This window comes from Wolbachia endosymbiont of Folsomia candida, assembly GCF_001931755.2.
In the GTDB taxonomy this organism is placed as follows: Bacteria; Pseudomonadota; Alphaproteobacteria; order Rickettsiales; family Anaplasmataceae; genus Wolbachia.
In genome coordinates, this window is the sequence record NZ_CP015510.2 from 837169 (window position 1) to 854201 (window position 17033).

Annotated in this window: 12 protein-coding genes and 1 pseudogene; 9 read left to right on the plus strand and 4 right to left on the minus strand. The window is 34.9% G+C overall.

The window, feature by feature from the left end; genetic code table 11:
• Positions 1 to 163 precede the first annotated feature (163 nt).
• Entirely contained in the window at positions 164 to 3625 is a 3462-nt protein-coding gene (locus tag ASM33_RS03865; protein WP_110410300.1) for a class I tRNA ligase family protein, read from the plus strand.
• A gap of 220 nt (positions 3626 to 3845) precedes the next feature.
• Here ASM33_RS03865 and tatC read toward each other — a convergent pair whose 3' ends face one another.
• The 4 genes from tatC to ASM33_RS08350 all read right to left on the minus strand — a co-directional run bounded on the left by tatC (position 3846) and on the right by ASM33_RS08350 (position 7279).
• Positions 3846 to 4601, minus strand: a complete 756-nt coding sequence (gene tatC / locus ASM33_RS03870) for a twin-arginine translocase subunit TatC (protein ID WP_110410299.1) — start codon at positions 4599 to 4601, stop codon at positions 3846 to 3848.
• A complete protein-coding gene (locus ASM33_RS03875; RefSeq protein ID WP_110410298.1) occupies positions 4598 to 5677 on the minus strand; it encodes a type I glyceraldehyde-3-phosphate dehydrogenase in 1080 nt (359 codons plus the stop codon). The genes tatC and ASM33_RS03875 overlap by 4 nt, the downstream gene beginning before the upstream one ends.
• A 296-nt stretch (positions 5678 to 5973) precedes the next feature.
• Positions 5974 to 6960, minus strand: a complete 987-nt coding sequence (locus ASM33_RS03880; RefSeq protein WP_157956349.1) for an integrase core domain-containing protein — start codon at positions 6958 to 6960, stop codon at positions 5974 to 5976.
• 151 nt (positions 6961 to 7111) lie between these two features.
• Positions 7112 to 7279, minus strand: a complete 168-nt coding sequence (locus ASM33_RS08350; RefSeq protein WP_157956370.1) for a hypothetical protein — start codon at positions 7277 to 7279, stop codon at positions 7112 to 7114.
• Positions 7280 to 7392: 113 nt separating this feature from the next.
• Here ASM33_RS08350 and ASM33_RS08705 point away from each other — a divergent pair.
• The 8 genes and pseudogenes from ASM33_RS08705 to argS form a co-directional block, all read left to right on the plus strand.
• Positions 7393 to 7686 (plus strand): annotated as a pseudogene (locus tag ASM33_RS08705) (IS982 family transposase); the annotation flags it as partial.
• Positions 7687 to 8057: 371 nt separating this feature from the next.
• Complete coding sequence (locus ASM33_RS03885) at positions 8058 to 9527, plus strand: leucyl aminopeptidase (protein ID WP_110410296.1); 1470 nt, start codon at positions 8058 to 8060, stop codon at positions 9525 to 9527.
• A gap of 11 nt (positions 9528 to 9538) precedes the next feature.
• A complete protein-coding gene (locus ASM33_RS03890; protein WP_110410295.1) occupies positions 9539 to 10516 on the plus strand; it encodes a quinone oxidoreductase family protein in 978 nt (325 codons plus the stop codon).
• 197 nt (positions 10517 to 10713) lie between these two features.
• Positions 10714 to 11751 carry a hypothetical protein gene (locus tag ASM33_RS03895; RefSeq protein WP_157956371.1) on the plus strand — a complete coding sequence of 346 codons (1038 nt, stop codon included), beginning with the start codon at positions 10714 to 10716 and terminating at the stop codon, positions 11749 to 11751.
• Positions 11752 to 11796: 45 nt separating this feature from the next.
• Positions 11797 to 12972: an aspartate aminotransferase family protein gene (locus ASM33_RS03900; protein WP_110410293.1), complete on the plus strand. Its 1176-nt coding sequence runs from the start codon at positions 11797 to 11799 to the stop codon at positions 12970 to 12972.
• Positions 12973 to 13202: 230 nt separating this feature from the next.
• Entirely contained in the window at positions 13203 to 14351 is a 1149-nt protein-coding gene (locus tag ASM33_RS03905; RefSeq protein ID WP_110410292.1) for an ankyrin repeat domain-containing protein, read from the plus strand.
• Positions 14352 to 14437: 86 nt separating this feature from the next.
• Positions 14438 to 15265: an ankyrin repeat domain-containing protein gene (locus tag ASM33_RS03910; RefSeq protein ID WP_110410291.1), complete on the plus strand. Its 828-nt coding sequence runs from the start codon at positions 14438 to 14440 to the stop codon at positions 15263 to 15265.
• A 59-nt stretch (positions 15266 to 15324) separates the two neighbouring features.
• On the plus strand, positions 15325 to 17031 hold the full coding sequence (gene argS, locus ASM33_RS03915; RefSeq protein WP_112477206.1) for an arginine--tRNA ligase: 1707 nt from the start codon (positions 15325 to 15327) through the stop codon (positions 17029 to 17031).
• The last annotated feature ends 2 nt before the right edge of the window (positions 17032 to 17033 follow it).

Here is a 17033-nt window from a genome sequence, read left to right on the forward strand (position 1 = left end):
CTCCATAATAAAATAAATATAATGCATATATTGTCATAATATACAAAAATGCCAAATAAGTAGTGATAAACTAATAACTATAGAAGCAAAGTTTAATCCTCTTAAATTTGTAATTTTCTGGAAAGCGGTATATTCTTTGGTTTTACTTGAAGTTAAAGTGAACATGAAGTCAAAGCATTACCCTGATACAACAAGCAGCCCTAATTTTCCATCACTGGAAAAGGAAATTATAAAATTCTGGCAAGAAAATAAAGTATTTGAGCAGTCAGTGGAAGAGCGCTCTTTAGATAATTGCTTTGTATTTTATGATGGGCCTCCATTTGCAAACGGGCTACCGCATTATGGACATTTGCTTACTGGTTTCATAAAAGACGCATTTGCAAGATATCAAACGATGCTCCAAAAAAGAGTTGAACGAAGATTCGGTTGGGATTGCCATGGACTGCCGGCTGAAATGGGTGCTGAAAAGGAGCTTGGAATATCGGGTAGAACCGAGATAGAAAAATTTGGCATCGATAAGTTTAACAATCATTGCCGCACCTCCGTGATGAAATTTGCTTCAGAATGGGAAAAATACGTAAATAGGCAAGCAAGATGGGTGGATTTTCAGAGTGGCTATAAAACTATGGATAAGTCGTTCATGGAATCGGTCATGTGGGCATTTAAACAACTCTATGATAAAGGTTTAGTATATGAATCAGTCCGTGTTGTGCCTTATAGCTGGGCATGCGAAACTCCGTTATCTAATTTTGAAACAAGACTGGATAATGCTTATAGGGAAAAGGCCAGTAAAGCCGTAACCGTTGCATTTGAGCTGTTAGAGGAACCACAAAAGCTTAAAGATATTGCAGAAAAGTGTAGGTTGTTAGCCTGGACAACAACTCCTTGGACACTACCAAGCAATCTAGCTTTGGCAATAGGAAAGGATATAAAGTATTGTGCAGTGTCAATCCACTCTTCGGTGTCATTCCAGCGCGTGACGCTGGAATCCAGAGAAAAGGAATCATGGATCCCAGTGTCAAGCACTGGGATAACAAATAGTAGCACTGAAATGACAGATAATAGCGCTGGAATGACAGATAGTAGTGTTGGGATAACAGATAGTAGCGCTGGAATGATACCAAATCAAAATGAAATTTATATCTTCGCTGAAAGCTATTTGGAGAAGTTTATTGACCACTGTACAAAGAGCAATATTCAATATGAAGACTGTAACATAAAACTTACAGCAAATGATCTAGCAGGTCTTTCTTACAAGCCACTGTTTGACTATTTTAAAGACACAAAAAATGCATTTCACGTTTTTATTGCTGATTATGTTACAGAAGAAGACGGCACTGGAGTTGTACACACAGCTCCTGGGTTTGGTGAAGAAGACTTTAATCTCTGCAAAATTCATGACATTCCGGCCATTTGTCCAATCGATAACAGTGCAAAATTTACTGCTGAAGTACCAGATCTAGCTGGCATTCACGTTTTTGATACAAATGATATAGTAATAAAAAAACTAAAAGAGCAGGGAAATTGGTTTAAAACTGAGCAATATATTCACAATTATCCACACTGCTGGCGGACTGATACTCCTTTAATATACCGCACTATGCCTTCTTGGTACGTGGCTGTTACAAAATTTAAGCATCGAATGATGGAGCTAAACAAAAAAGTTAATTGGATGCCAAATCATATCAGGGATGGTCAATTTGGAAAGTGGCTTGAAGGAGCGCATGATTGGTCAATTTCGCGTAATCGTTTCTGGGGCACTCCAATTCCTGTGTGGCAGTCAGATGATGCAAAGTACCCAAGAGTGGATGTGTATGGTTCAATAGAAGAGCTTGAAAGAGATTTTAATGTAAAAGTGGATGATTTACATAGACCATTTATTGATACTTTAACAAGGCCAAATCCTGATGATCCAACTGGAAAATCAACTATGCGTCGTGTGCCTGATGTATTTGACTGCTGGTTTGAGTCTGGCTCAATGCCATTTGCACAAGTCCACTATCCATTTGAAAATAAAGAGTGGTTTGAAAATAATTTTCCTGCAGATTTTATCACTGAATACATAGCACAAACTCGAGGTTGGTTTTATACGCTGTTTGTATTATCTACCGCTCTATTTGATCGCGAACCATTTAAAAATTGCATATGTCATGGCGTTGTTTTAGATGTAAAGGGACAAAAATTATCCAAACGTTTGAACAATTACGCAGACCCAATGGAAGTTTTTGACCAATATGGTTCTGACGCTCTGCGTTTTCTTATGCTTTCTGGCTCTATTGTTTGTGGTGGGAACTTGCTGCTTGATAAAGAAGGGAATTCAATACGTGATGTGCTGAGAAACGTGATAAAACCTATTTGGAATAGCTACCACTTCTTCACTATGTATGCAAATGCAGATGGAATTAAAGCTGAAATTTGCAAGGATTATAAAAACACTCTCGATCGCTACATGATTTCTAAGTGCTTTGAAGCTATACAGAAAATCCAGACTGCTATGAATCAGTATAATTCTCAAGAAGCTTGCAAAATTCTAATGGACTTTTTTGAGGTGCTAAACAATTGGTATATTCGCCAGAGTCGTGAGCGTTTTTGGAAAGAAAGCTTAGATCAGGATAAAATCGATGCTTATAATGTTTTATACACAGTTTTTTATTATATATTGAGGGCTTCAGCTCCTTTACTTCCACTCACAACAGAAACTATATGGCAAGGGCTTAAATATAAAAAATCATCGGTACATTTATCTGATTTTCCACCATTGGAGAAGTTTGATCATGAGCTCACCGCAAAAATGGATTTAGTAAAAGAAATATGTAACGCTGCATTATCAATTCGAAATACTTATAACATAAGGGTGCGTCAGCCGCTTGGCAGCATGACAATCTATCATAAGTCTTCATGTGATTTCCTTACTGGAGAGTACCAAGAAATCATAAAAAGCGAAGTAAATGTAAAAGAATTGAAAATAGCGAGTGAATTAAAGGAAGTTGCATCGCTAGAATTGAAATTAAATTTTCCATTACTTGGCAAGAGGATGCCAGATAAAATCAAGAAATTAGTACAATATGTGAAGCAAGGCAAATGGCAGCAAATTGAAGAAACTGTTATCCCAGAACCCTTCCATCATGCCACCCAAGAACCATCTCCTGTCATCCCAGTGCGTGACACTGGGATCCAGCTTCCAGCGTCATACGCTGGAACGACAGAAAGAGGTCTCATACTTTTGGGAGACGAATCAGAGAACTACATTATAGAAAAAGACGAGTATGAGTTGTTATTAAAGGCAAACAGTGAATTTTCTTCCGTGTTTGATAATAATAAGGGAATTGTGATACTAAATACCACTTTAAGTGATGAATTAATTCTAGAGGGACTTGCAAGGGATGTTGTAAGGCTCATTCAAGAAACCAGAAAACAGGCGGATTTTCATATATCTGATCGTGTTAAAGTTATAATCAAAACAGAAGATGAAAAAATTAAGGAGGCAGTAAATAATTGGAATGAATACATAAAAGAGCAGACTCTTTCTTTATCTTTAGAAGTTAATGCAAATGCTCAAATAGATAATTATTATTCTAGTAACTATGAAAATGTTTCTATATACGTCAGCAAGGTAATTGAGTAGCAATAAAAATTGGTGGCCTTATAACCATAACGTCACCTTTGAAATAAAATGCTCATACAGTTGTTGTTCAAGTCAGACTTCTTTCGAAACTCGCTTGTGCGAGGCAAGTGCTAGGAGCACACGGAGCGGAAAACCGCAGTGTATTGAACATACATGAGGATTTGAGCACCGAAGCGACAACGCAATTTCCCACAGAAGTAGAGTTTCGAAAGAAGTCTATTTACTTTTTTTTCTTCTCGATATACTTACATATCAAAATAGACAATTCATATAGAATCAACATAGGAATTGCTAGTCCTACTTGGCTGAGTACATCAGGTGGAGTTAAAATTGCAGCGAGAATAAAAATTACTACTATTGCGATTCTGCGTTTATTTGACAAGCTTTGTGCACTAAGTAACCCAACTCTCACCATTAATGTGAGTATGACTGGAATTTGAAATGCAGTGCCAAATGCAAACATAAATTGGAGCACAAGATCTAAATATTCGCTCACTGATGGCATGAACTCTATTGGTATACCAAAAGATTTACCACTATGTTCAAAAGTAATGAAGAATTTCCACGCTAAAGGAAATATATAGTAATAAACTACAGTGGCACCCATTACGAATAAAACTGGCGTTGCAATTAAGTATGGTAACAATACTGCCCTTTCGCTTTTATATAACCCAGGCGCTAAAAACATATAGAATTGCCATGCAAATACAGGAAAGGAAAATAAAATTGCACTCATTATCGCAACTCTGAGATACACAAAAAACGCTTCTGTTAAATCTGTGTAAATTAAAGAAAAACCATTGCTGCCTTTTGTGGCCTCTATTAAAGGTGAAAGTAAAAATCGATATATATTTTCCTTAAAATAATAACATAAACCAAAAGCAACACAAAAAAACAAGAAGCAAAAAATCACCCTTTTTCTTAGTTCTGCAAAGTGCTCATAAAATGAAGCGTTGTTATTTAATTTCTCATTCATGCTCTATTATAGCACAATAACGCTATGTCTAACATTCTAAGTGAAAAAGCCCATTCATTATCATACCATGCTGCAACTCTGCAGATATCACCTATAACGTATGTACCAGTTAAGTCCACAACTGCGCTATAAGGATTATGTACAAAATCTATTGAAACTAAAGGCTCGGTACATATAGAAAGTACAAAAAGCGCATTTGACATTTCAAAACTACTTGTCATTCTAGTGTCTGACACTGGAGTCTTTTCTTTTTCTTCCACTATTGATTCCAGTGTCACTTGCTGAGAGTAGCGTTTAAATATTTCATTAATTTCTTCAGCCGTTACCTTCTTGTCAGTTGTAAACTTAAAATCAATCATAGAAACATTACTAACCGGTACTCTGATTGCAGTACCATCAATCTTTCCTTGCAATTCTGGAATAATAGAACCAATTGTTTTTGCTGCCCCAGTTGTAGTTGGCACCATAGATAGCCCGCAAGCCCTGGCTCTACGCAAATCCCTATGATTGCCATCAAGGATATTTTGATCATTCGTATAAGCATGTATGGTGGTCATAAAACCACTTTTTATTCCAACATTAGAGTGCAAAATTTGTGCAATCGGAGCAAGGCAATTTGTAGTACATGAACCTGCTGATATCACCTTATGCTCTTTTTTAAGCATGTGATTATTTACACCATAAACTATAGTTACATCGCTATCTGCAACCGGGGCCGAAACAATGACTTTTTCCGCATTGTGCCTCATTGCATCTGAATTCTTGTTAAACGCACCGGTACATTCAAGTACTACATCAACATCCCAAGGAATATTTTCAGGACTACGCTCTCTAAATAAAGAAAATTTTCTGCCGTTTATGGATAGCCAATTTTCAGATTCGCTAAAATCAATTTCACCATTAAATTTACCGTGAACAGAGTCATACTTAATCAAATGTGCATGCTGCTCAACGCTCATTGATCCATTTACAGCTACAACTTCTATTTGCTTACTGTACTTTTCTATTTCAAAAATAGCACGCAGTACACTTTTGCCTATTCTGCCCAAGCCATTTATTCCTACACGAACTGTCATTTTTTCATTCAAAAATTTAATTATAGAGAATATTACTCAATGTTTCATTTTATTTTCGAATATTTACACTATATTTAATATATTAATTATTTTTGTAGATCTGCTACAAATCAGAAGTAAAAGAAATAAATAAGAGAAGATTTTAGTCAGTTAAAAACTGCTAACGTAAGTAAGGTTTTTCTGTTATACTATGACTTGATCCACAACTGTAAGAACATCCAGTAAAGTACTGATGTTAAGTGTTAACTAAAGCTGTTATTCCAGTATTCTCCTCCTGTCATCCCTGTAAAGGTCAACTAATTCATTGACAAATTTTGCAAAAAGCTCAAAGGAGTAATACCTCCAAGAGCTTGATGCGGCCTGTGTTCATTGTAATAAATTAAATATCTAAACAATTCATCCTTAAATTCTTGAACGGTCTCAAACGTTGTTCCCTCAATCAAATCATCATTTAAAGTCCGCCAAAAGCGCTCTACTTTGCCATTTGTTTGTGGTCTATATGGCCTTGTATATAAATGCTTTAAGCCAATTTCAACTAACATTCTTTCAAATGGATGTCCATCCAAATTACTTCTTGATGCAAACTCTGGTCCATTGTCTGTCATTACTTCTTTGAACTGAATACTGTAACTTTGCTTTATATAATTAAAACATCTGAGCACTGCAAACATTACATTCAGACTCTGAATATTTTCTAAAACTTCTGCCCATGCTATACGGCTTGCATCGTCTATTACACACACTAAATAGTATCTTTTGCTCTCATTTATTATCATATCTTTACTCAAATAATGACAGTCTATATGCGCCAGTTCTCCAGCTTTTTCCCTGATTATCTTTCTCTTCACCTCTTTTTCTTTTGTGCTCAACTTATTCATGCCGGCTCTCTTAATAATATTATATATACCAGATGGAGAAGGTGTTTTGTTGCCCAACTTTTTTGCTAGTATAGCACAAATTTCATATTTATTTATCCCTTTTTTCCGCTCCTCTATAACTGCTTTTTCTATTTCAATATCTGTTCTTCTACTTTCCCATCTTGGACCTCTTTTTCTTGGTAAAAACTCTTTTTCTAATCCGCTATTTCTATACCTATTATAATATTTACAGAATGTTTGTCTGTTGATTCCATTAGCGTGATAAAAATCGCCTACAAATCTATAAAATGGATGCTTTTTTGCCTTTGTTTGCTCATATTCTTTGATCAAAAATCTCCATTTACTTTGGTAATTTCTCTCTAAAGTTTTATCTTCTGTGTTTCTTCTCATACCTAACTCCCTCAAAAATGTTTCTTTTATCTTAACATTTTTGTCATCGAATTAGTTGACCTTTACAATCCCAGTGCGTGACACTGGGATCCATTTTGCAGTGCAATTCCATTAAAATACTGTATCTTAGCATAAAAACTTTTATCCTTTTCGTTATCCATTATGCTCACTTGCAAGCAAGTTCGCTAGATCCCAGTGTCACGCACTGGAATGACGAAAAAAGGGAAAGTTTTATTAATAATTTTAAACCTTTGCGTAGCGATGCAACAAAGCCCGATGGCCCTGCAACTGGTTCGAATTCTATCCAATCCAATACACTGAGTGGTAGCCCCATTTTTTATCTGCAATAATAAGCTCTTATAACCCCAATTCTGGATTAAAAAACAATAGAAAAGCCAAAGAGATCGGGTAAACTCGGCAAATATTTGAAACTATACGAGGTTACCCATGAATAAAAATATAATAGAATTATTTTTCCTAATCGATGATTTTTGCAATTCAGTCGACAAAAATTTTGCAGAAAAACTCCTGCCAACCAGTAAAAAGCCAACCAGGACACCGGAAATTGCGCATTCAGAGATTATTACCATAGTATTGCTATACCACCAACCCAAGTGCGACAATTTTAAAATTTTCTATGTGCATTATTTAAAGTTATTATACGAATCAGCATTTCCAAAATTGCCTTCATATACCAGATTTATTGAGCTAAAACCGCGGATTTTGTGGTATTTAATGCTATAATTATATAAATCATATTAATTTTATAAAAATATAAGTATATTAATATTTTTTTATATATTATATTAAAATTTAAGATTTTCACTTTAGCTATACTTGTAATTTCCAAAGCACAATTTTTTCCATGCTACTCTGTTATTCATAAATCCTGATAAATATCATAAATCCTGATAAATATTGTTGAGTTTGCTTTTTTAAATGGCCTTTTCTTTAATTTCTTCCACTTAGTTCTATGTACTTATTTTAATCTCCTTGTTTTTCAATAAGCTGTGTGAGTAAAATAGGAAATTGTACAAAATAAAGTAAAATAACTTGTGTTTTTTGGTCAAACTGGTAAACATTACCAATAATTGAATATGGAGCTATAAGTAATGAAGATCAAAATTTCTAAGATTTCATCTGATTTTAAAACAGTAGTCACAGGTTTGTTTGAAGGAAGTGAAACCATAAGTGACTGTGGAGTTTTGCAAGGAAAGCAGATTGTAGATAATATAAAGCAATTCAGTGACTTTAATGGAAGTTTTGGTGAGTTTTCTTCTATCACTTTATCAGAAGGAAAAAACGCTATAGTAGTTGGACTTGGCAAAAAAGATGAATGGAATGAAAATAAAGCATTAAACATTGGTGGTAAAGTATATTGCGAGCTGAATAGATTGAAAATTAAACAAGCTGCAGTTTTGGTTGAGGATAGTGGGGAAATTACAGCAAATATTGCATATGGTGCGTTTTTACGTAGCTTTAAGTTTGATAAATACAAGACTAAAAAGGATGAAAAAATCACAGAGATAGAAGAAATTACAGTATTAGCAAAAGATGATCAATTAAACAGCGCTGAAAAATTATTTGAACGCCTAAGGCAAGAAGGTGAAGGCATATTCCTCGCGCGTTCTTTTGTTACAGAACCTCCTAATATTCTATATCCAGAATCTTATGCTGATAGTATTAAAAGCGAACTTACTAAATTAGGACTTGAAGTTGAAGTCCTGGATAAAAAGCAAATGGAAAAAGAAAATATGGGTGCTTTGCTTGGAGTAGCACAAGGAAGTAGTAAAGAACCGAAATTAGTAATCATAAAGTGGAATGGAGCTGATAAAGAACAAAAACCAGTTGCTTTTGTTGGAAAAGGTATAACGTTTGACACTGGAGGTATATCACTGAAACCTTCGCGCGGTATGGAATCAATGAAATATGATATGGCAGGTTCTGCTGCTGTGGTTGGCGTTATGCACGCTTTGGCGGGACGAAAAGCAAAAGTAAATGCTATTGGTGTGGTTGCGCTTGCAGAAAATGCTGTGGGTGGTAATGCTCAAAGACCAAGCGATGTAGTCACTTCAATGTCTGGGCAGACAATAGAAGTATTAAACACTGATGCGGAAGGAAGGTTAATACTTGCGGATGCTCTTTGGTATACACAAAAGAGATTTTCACCGAAATTTATGATTGATCTTGCAACTTTAACTGGAGCTATTGTTGTTGCACTTGGTAATAACGAATATGCTGGTCTTTTTTCAAATAATGACGAATTATCTAATCACCTGATTGATGCAGGAAATGAAGTAAATGAAAAATTATGGCGTTTTCCTATGAATGAAGCGTATGATAAAATAATCGATTCACCAATTGCTGATGTGCAAAATATTGCTCCTGCAGGATCTGGGGGGGATAGCATAATGGCTGCACAGTTTTTACAACGTTTTGTAAATGATACTTGTTGGGCACATTTGGATATCGCAGGTTCTGCATGGCATGAAAAAGGTACTGACATTTGTCCAAGAGGAGCGGTGGGATTTGGTGTCAGATTACTTAATAAACTGGTTGAAAAATATTACGAAGCAAAATAGATATCAAGCAAATGGTTAAAACTGTACTCATCAAAAAGACTGGAGGACCAGAAGTATTAGAGCTTGTAAATAGAGATATAGGCGAGCCAAAAGGTGAAGAGGTTTTAGTACGTCATACAGTTATTGGCTTGAATCGTTATGACGTTGAGCATAGGGAAGGTATCCGTAAAATTAAAGACCTACCTGCAGTTCTTGGAATGGAAGCAGTTGGCGTTGTTGAGAGGCTTGGTAGAAAAATAGGTGATGGTTTAAAAATCGGAGATAGGGTTGCATACTGCACTGCTCCACCAGGTGCGTATTGTGAGAAGCGTATTATACACCAGAAATATCTGATAAAAGTTCCAGATGAAATACCGGATGAAGTGGTGGCTGCAGTGCTGTTTAAAGGTATGACAGCGCACTATTTAATTAACCAGTCTTATAAAATAAAACCTGGTGCTTTTGTGCTAGTTCATGGGGCTAACGGTGGTTTAGGGCAAATAATATGTCAATGGGCAAAGAATAAAAAGGGCATAGTGATAGGCTCTGTAAGCTCTGACGAAAAAATGAAGACAGCTTTACAAAATGGCTGCACATATGCAATAAACCATAATGATAAAGACTTCGTTTCTAAAATTATGGAGATCACACAGGATAAAGGGGTAGGGGCCGTGTATGATCCTATAGGTTACACTACAGGCAAAGTTTCTTTTGAATCTTTATGCAGGTTTGGAATATATGTTTCCTATGGACAAATATCAGGTAGCGCTCCTGTGAGTTTTTCTTTACTTAGTTCACGTTCATTATTTGCAACTGGAACTTCAATATATCATTACAAGCGTCATAGGTTCACATTGGTGCTGACAGCAATGGAAATCTTTGAAATGCTGAGAAAAAAACTCTTAACTGTACGGATTAATAAAAGGTATAAATTTGATGAAATAATTCAAGCTCACCATGATATGGAAAATAGAAAAGTGAGTGGATTAAACGTCATTAAGATTTCTTAAATAAATTAGAGAGTTAAATTAACTATTTATTAAATTACACCAGCTAGAATATCGTATGTTTTAATTCTCTTTTTGTGAGAATTTGTAGCATAGTATCAATTTTTAGTTGAAATAGTGTAAGAGGTTAAGAAATGCAGCAATTTAGTAAGAAAATAAATCTATATTCCATGGTTAAAAGCTATTTTAGCCTATTTCTTATGTTTATTCTATATACGTTTGGATATTCTGCAATTAATAACCCTGCAGGCGCGGAAGAGTTTATCAATTCCATTATGTCTTTTTCTCCTGAAGTAAAAATTTTATCTATAACAGGCATATTATTGTTATTTTTGATTCTAATTTATGAGAAATTATTCAATCAGGAAAGTAGTAGCCAAAGTAGTAGCTCCTCCACGAAAGGCGGCGCTTCTAAAGCTTCAGATATACCATTATCCACCCTTGCAGCTGGTGCTGAACTGCCTGATTATGATATTATAAATTCTAGTGAGTTGATAAACAGTCAACCAGTATCTATTTCTTTGGCTCCTTCTTTAATAAATGACAATATTTTGTCTATCACTCCTTTAGAGATAGATTTTAACCATTTACAAGAATGGAATTTTGATGGCCAAGAAGATAAACTTAGCATTTTAAAACAAATAGCTCCTGTAGCTATAAAAGTCTTACTTTGCAGTATAATAGCCGGAGTTGCCACACTAAGTTGCGGCCTTGCTATAGAGGCATTGATAAAAGGTCAACAGTTTTTGCCAACCATGCTTGAACTTGCCAACAGTATGAGTAGTTTTCTAGGTATTTCTAGCAGCACATTATTAGCTGTTGCTTTTGTACCTATGGTTGCGTTGACAATTCTTTCTGTATTGAGCAAATCATCAATATATGCTCAAGAGAATACAGAGCGTGTTTTAGAAAAGAGCCAGTCTGTTGAAGTTGTAAGGGTTGTAGTTAGAAGTAATAGTGAAGAAAGAAATCCAAAATCAAAGGTAAAAGTAGTCACTGAAAATGTAAGTCATAAAAATCACTACAAAAACGACTGGAGAGGAGATTCAACAAATCCCTTTAGTCCATATTTTCAAGGAGTAGGAAATTGTAGCAATCAACAGACAAATCGTATTCATCAGGAAGTAGATAATGATGATTGGCGTAATTGTGAAACAAATCCTTTTAGTAACAATTATAATTGCACAAATCTGACAATTGAAAGGTTTTTGCATGAACCAGAAAAAGCCTTGGGTTAATAGACTCATTTAAGATATAATATAGGTAATATCACAATACTTAAAATGAGTTGTATTGTTAATGCTTATAATAGACTTGAAATTCCCATAATTAAAGGAGAGGGTGTATATCTTTTTGATGAAAGTAACAAACAATACCTGGATTTTGCTGCAGGCATTGCTACAACTTCTTTAGGGCATTGTCATACGCACATTACTGGTAAACTGAATGAGCAATTGAACTCATTATGGCACTGCTCTAATGTTTTTACCATTCCAGAGCAAGAAAGACTTGCTGAGCGTTTAACAACACTTACTTTTGCAGATAAGGTATTCTTTTGCTCAAGTGGACTTGAAGCTACTGAAGCTGCGATTAAGTTTATTCGCCGACATTTTTATTCAAAAGGGCAAGCGAAACGCAATCGCATAATTACAATTGAAGGAGGATTTCACGGACGCAGCATTGCTGCTATTTCTGCTGGTGGAAACGAAAAAGCACGTGAAGGTTTTGCTCCACTGCTTTCCGGCTTTGACAAAGTTCCAAGAAATGACATTAAAGCACTAGAAGAAAAAATTACCGATGAAACAGCCGCTGTGTTTTTAGAGCCTATACAAAGTGAGGGTGGGGTATATCCGCTGAACACGGAATATCTTAAAAAAGTAAGAGAAATAACAAAAGCTCAAGGAATAATCTTATGCTTTGATGAAGTGCAATGCGGGTATGGTCGTATTGGTTCTTTATTTCATTATCAAAACGTCGATGTTGAACCTGATATGCTAACCTGCGCTAAAGCGATGGGTAACGGATTTCCACTAGCCGCATGTTTAGTAAAAGATCATATAGCAGAAGCAATGACTCCAGGGACTCATGGCTCAACTTATGGTGGTAATCCGCTTGCTATGACTGTTGGTAATGCAGTACTTGATATCATGCTAAAAGACGGCTTTTTTGATCACGTTAAAAGAGTGAGTGGATATTTAAAAGAAAAATTGTCACTGTTAGCTACAGAGTTCCCAGAGTTAATTTCAGAAATTCGTGGAGAAGGGTTGCTAATTGGAATAGAGCTTAGAACTCCTTTGGCAGATAAAATTGTCAGTCAGTGTCTTAATATGGGGTTAATATTAACTAAAGTTTTGAACAATAAAGTAATCAGAATCACTCCTCCGCTTATAATTGAGGATGAGCATGTTGATACAGCATGTCATATACTTTCAAAATCACTTATGAAACTCGATTTCTGATAGCAATTTTGTTGTTGAAGCTTGTCTACGCTTCTCAAATACATCTGAGTATTCTGCGGTGCTCGCCTGCGCCTCTCCTAAGAATTTCTCACCATAAACAGAGTTTCGAAAGAAGTATAATTTATTTCGTATGTTATCTATGGGAACTTACACAGCAAAAAATTTAATATTTTCCATAATCTAAAAATACTGTAATATAGTTGAGTGTATTATTGGTTGTGAGGAAGATTATGTTAGGCAATAAAAATCAACAAGAGACTGATATTTTAACTGCTGACTTTCCTTATTCATTAACTAAAATGTTCATTGCGCGTCACTTAAACAAAGGTGCAAATATTAATGGAATAAGCAGTTATAATGGCAAGAGTATTCTAACTATTGCCACACAAGGCTATATTGATCAGTGCTGTCATTTAGATATAATAGGTTACTTGTTGTCAAAAGGAGCAAATCCATTTTTACAAGATAAGCATGGAAATAGTATGTTTTCCATTGCTACTAAGAATATTAATAAACAGCTATTAAAAGTGATAGCAGAATATATAATCTTAAAAAGGAATATTATTGGTCCAAATTACAAAATACCATGGACTCAAGGAAAAACTCCTATGCATATCATTTCTGAATTAGGAACAATATCACAGTTTCTAGCGCTACTACAAATGAAAGGTAAAGTTGATATAGATGATGATAGAGGGAATGCACCGCTCGATATTATAGCTTCAGGCATTAATAAGGATTTTTTGGATATGCCTAAAGAAACAGCTCTTAAAAAACTGAAAATTATTGAAAATAATCTCAAATATTATACGTCTGTTAGTAAGAATCAATTACTTGAGTTAAAAATTTACATTGGAAATTTAGGAGTAGAGGAATTTACTATAGATAGAAATGTATCTACAACCAATACTCAAGCACTAGCAAATACTTCCAAAAATCAAAAATCTTATGATCAAGATGCCACTAATAAATTAATTTCATTGTGCTGTAAAGATATATTTAATCAGAAAAAAGTAATGCAGTTAATAGCAAAAGGGGCAGATATTAATGGTTTTGCTAGAGAGAGCATGATAGGCCATACTAATGGTAGAAGTCCACTAACTATGCTTGTGAGAGATTATTTAGATATTAGACCTAACAATCCTAACAATATTTATAAGAAACGTCTATCTTCTTATATAAAAATTATAATACAGTGTGGTGGAGATCCTCGTAAAATAGATGAGTTTGGAGATAGCGCAACTTATCTTGCTCATAAAAAATGTGATAACGAGCTGTTAAGAGTGATGATATTTGCAGATGCTGAACTTTATAAGAAGCCTCAAACAAGCATGGACGTTGAGCAGGCATCTAAATCATATGAACGTGCTTGTAGGTAAGCCTTTAATTATAGTAAATAAAGTATTTATAAATATTTAATATTAGCTTCCATAAAATTAAATATTAAAGTTTTATGGAGTAAGTTATGAACGAAAGTGAGTATAAAGCTAAATTTCCTTTGCATTATAGTGTTATAAATAGAAATTTATGGAATGTAAAATATCTGTTAGCAAATGGTATAGATGTTAATCAAAAAGATAATATAGGAAATACTCCTCTGCATTATTCTGCTTGCTGCCATGATAAATCAATAATAGGGACTCTATTACGAACTGAAATAAAGGTCATTGAAAAAAATGAATTTGGTAACACACCTCTGCACTGCGCTGCTTGGTATCAAAATGACAATGCAATAAAACTTTTAATTGAGCACAAAGCTGATCCATTATTGAAAAATAATGATGGGAAAATACCAAAAGATTTTGCTGTAGGAGTTGCGAAAATGCTTTTAGAGGAAGCAGAAAAGAAAAAACAGACTGCTAATAATAAGTTATTTATATTATGTATAACAAAACTCCGAACTAATTATACAGAAATAGCAAAACTATTGGATGAAGGTGCAGATATTAATGGTACTTTACAATATCAATCTTTACGTACCGCAAATGATAATGGCAAAAGTATATTAACTAAATTAGTTGAGCTTTATTTAATAACAGATGCTACAGATGTCGAAAGAACTAAAATAGTATATAATATGATAAAAAACGTAATGACCTTTTATTGTGCTGACTCATACAAGAAAGATGAACGGGGAAATAGTCCGATTTCTCTTGCGGAGAGTACGGGACGAGGCAGAGAATTACTAACTATGCTTAGGCAAAACTTCGCCAGTAGAAAGGATTTACTCATGCCTCAATCAAGCATAGATGTAAGTGATGTTACACAGCCATCTACGTCGTATTGGAGGTAAGCCTTTAATTAACCTTACTTGTATGATATATTGTTAAAAGTTTTCATAATTTTTAGTCGATGCACATCTTTAAGAAAGTCTCTGGCCTAATCTTGAGTAAGTTGAATGAGTTAAAAAAGAAGAATGTTATCAATACAAGTATAGAAAATTTTATTGTGGAACCGCCAAGTAATAGAGCGCATGGTGATGTTTATACCAATGTTGCTATGGTGCTTGGCAAACACGAAAAGAAGAATCCTATAGAAATTGCAAAGATTTTAGCAAAGGAATTTGAGCTCTTTGATGAAGTTGCAAGAGTGGAAGTTGCGGGCCCAGGTTTCATCAACATGCATTTGAAGGCAGAAGTGTGGCACGGAATTTTAAGACAAATAAATGAATTAAAAACAGAGTTTGGAAATTTGGATATAGGAAACAATCAGGCTATTAATGTGGAATTTGTGTCTGCAAATCCAACTGGCCCATTGCACATTGGTCATGCAAGAGGGGCTGTATTTGGTGATGTTTTGGCAAACTTACTTAAAAAAGTTGGTTATAAAGTTACTAAAGAATATTACATTAATGATGCAGGAGCACAAATAGATACATTGATTCAGTCAGTATATCTTAGATACAAAGAAGCGCTTGGAGAAAAAATAACCATAGAAAAAGGTTTATATCCAGGTGAATATCTAAAACCAATAGGGGAGGGGCTGGCTAAAAAATACGGTAAAGAACTTTTGGAAATTCAAGATAATCAAGTGATTAAGGAGCATACTTTAAGTTCTATATTAGAGATAATAAAGGAAGACTTGAACTTACTTGGAGTAAATCACGATGTTTTTACTTCAGAGTATGAGCTGCAAAAAAGCGGTAAAATTGAAGAGAGTGTGAAGATTTTGTCTGATAAAGGTTTAGTGTATGAGGGGTATTTGGAAAAACCAAAAGGAAAGGAAAGTGAGAATTGGGTTTCCAGGAAAGAACTGTTATTTCGTGCTACAGAGTTTGGTGATGATGTTGATCGTGCACTGAAAAAAGAAGATGGCAGTTGGACTTATTTCGCATCAGATATTGCTTATCATGCTGATAAAATATCCCGTGGCTTTAATAACATGATAGTGGAGCTTGGGAGTGATCACGGTGGTTATACAAAAAGGTTAAAAGCTGTAGTTTCTGCCTTGAGCGATAATCAAGCAAAAATAGAGGTAAAACTACATAATATTGTAAATTTTTTAGAGAATGAAAAGCCTGTTAAGATGTCCAAAAGATCAGGGAATTTTCTTACAGCAAGAGATGTAGTCGAAGAAGTAGGCAAAGACATCACTCGCTTTATAATGCTCACACGCAAGAATGATATGGTTCTTGATTTTGACTTTGCCAAGGTTAAAGAACAATCAAAAGATAATCCTGTCTTTTATGTACAATATGCTCATGCGCGTGCTCATTCGTTAATGCGTAACGCTCCAAAAACGCTACCAGATGCAGACCCATCACTTTTAAAGACTGATGGTGAGCTATTTCTAATCAAAACTCTAGCAAGGTGGCCAGATGTAGTAGAAATTGCTGCAAGACTTTGTGAACCACATCGTATTACTTTCTATTTGCTTGAAGTTGCAGAAGTGTTTCATGCTTTATGGGGATATGGCAAAAGCGACTTAAACATGCGATTTATACAGGAGAATAACTTGGGTCTCACTTCAGCAAGAATGTTCCTCGTGCAAGCTTTAGCGCACGTTATCGCTTCAGGGCTCGCTATCTTTAATATAGAGCCTCTTGACGAGATGAATTGACT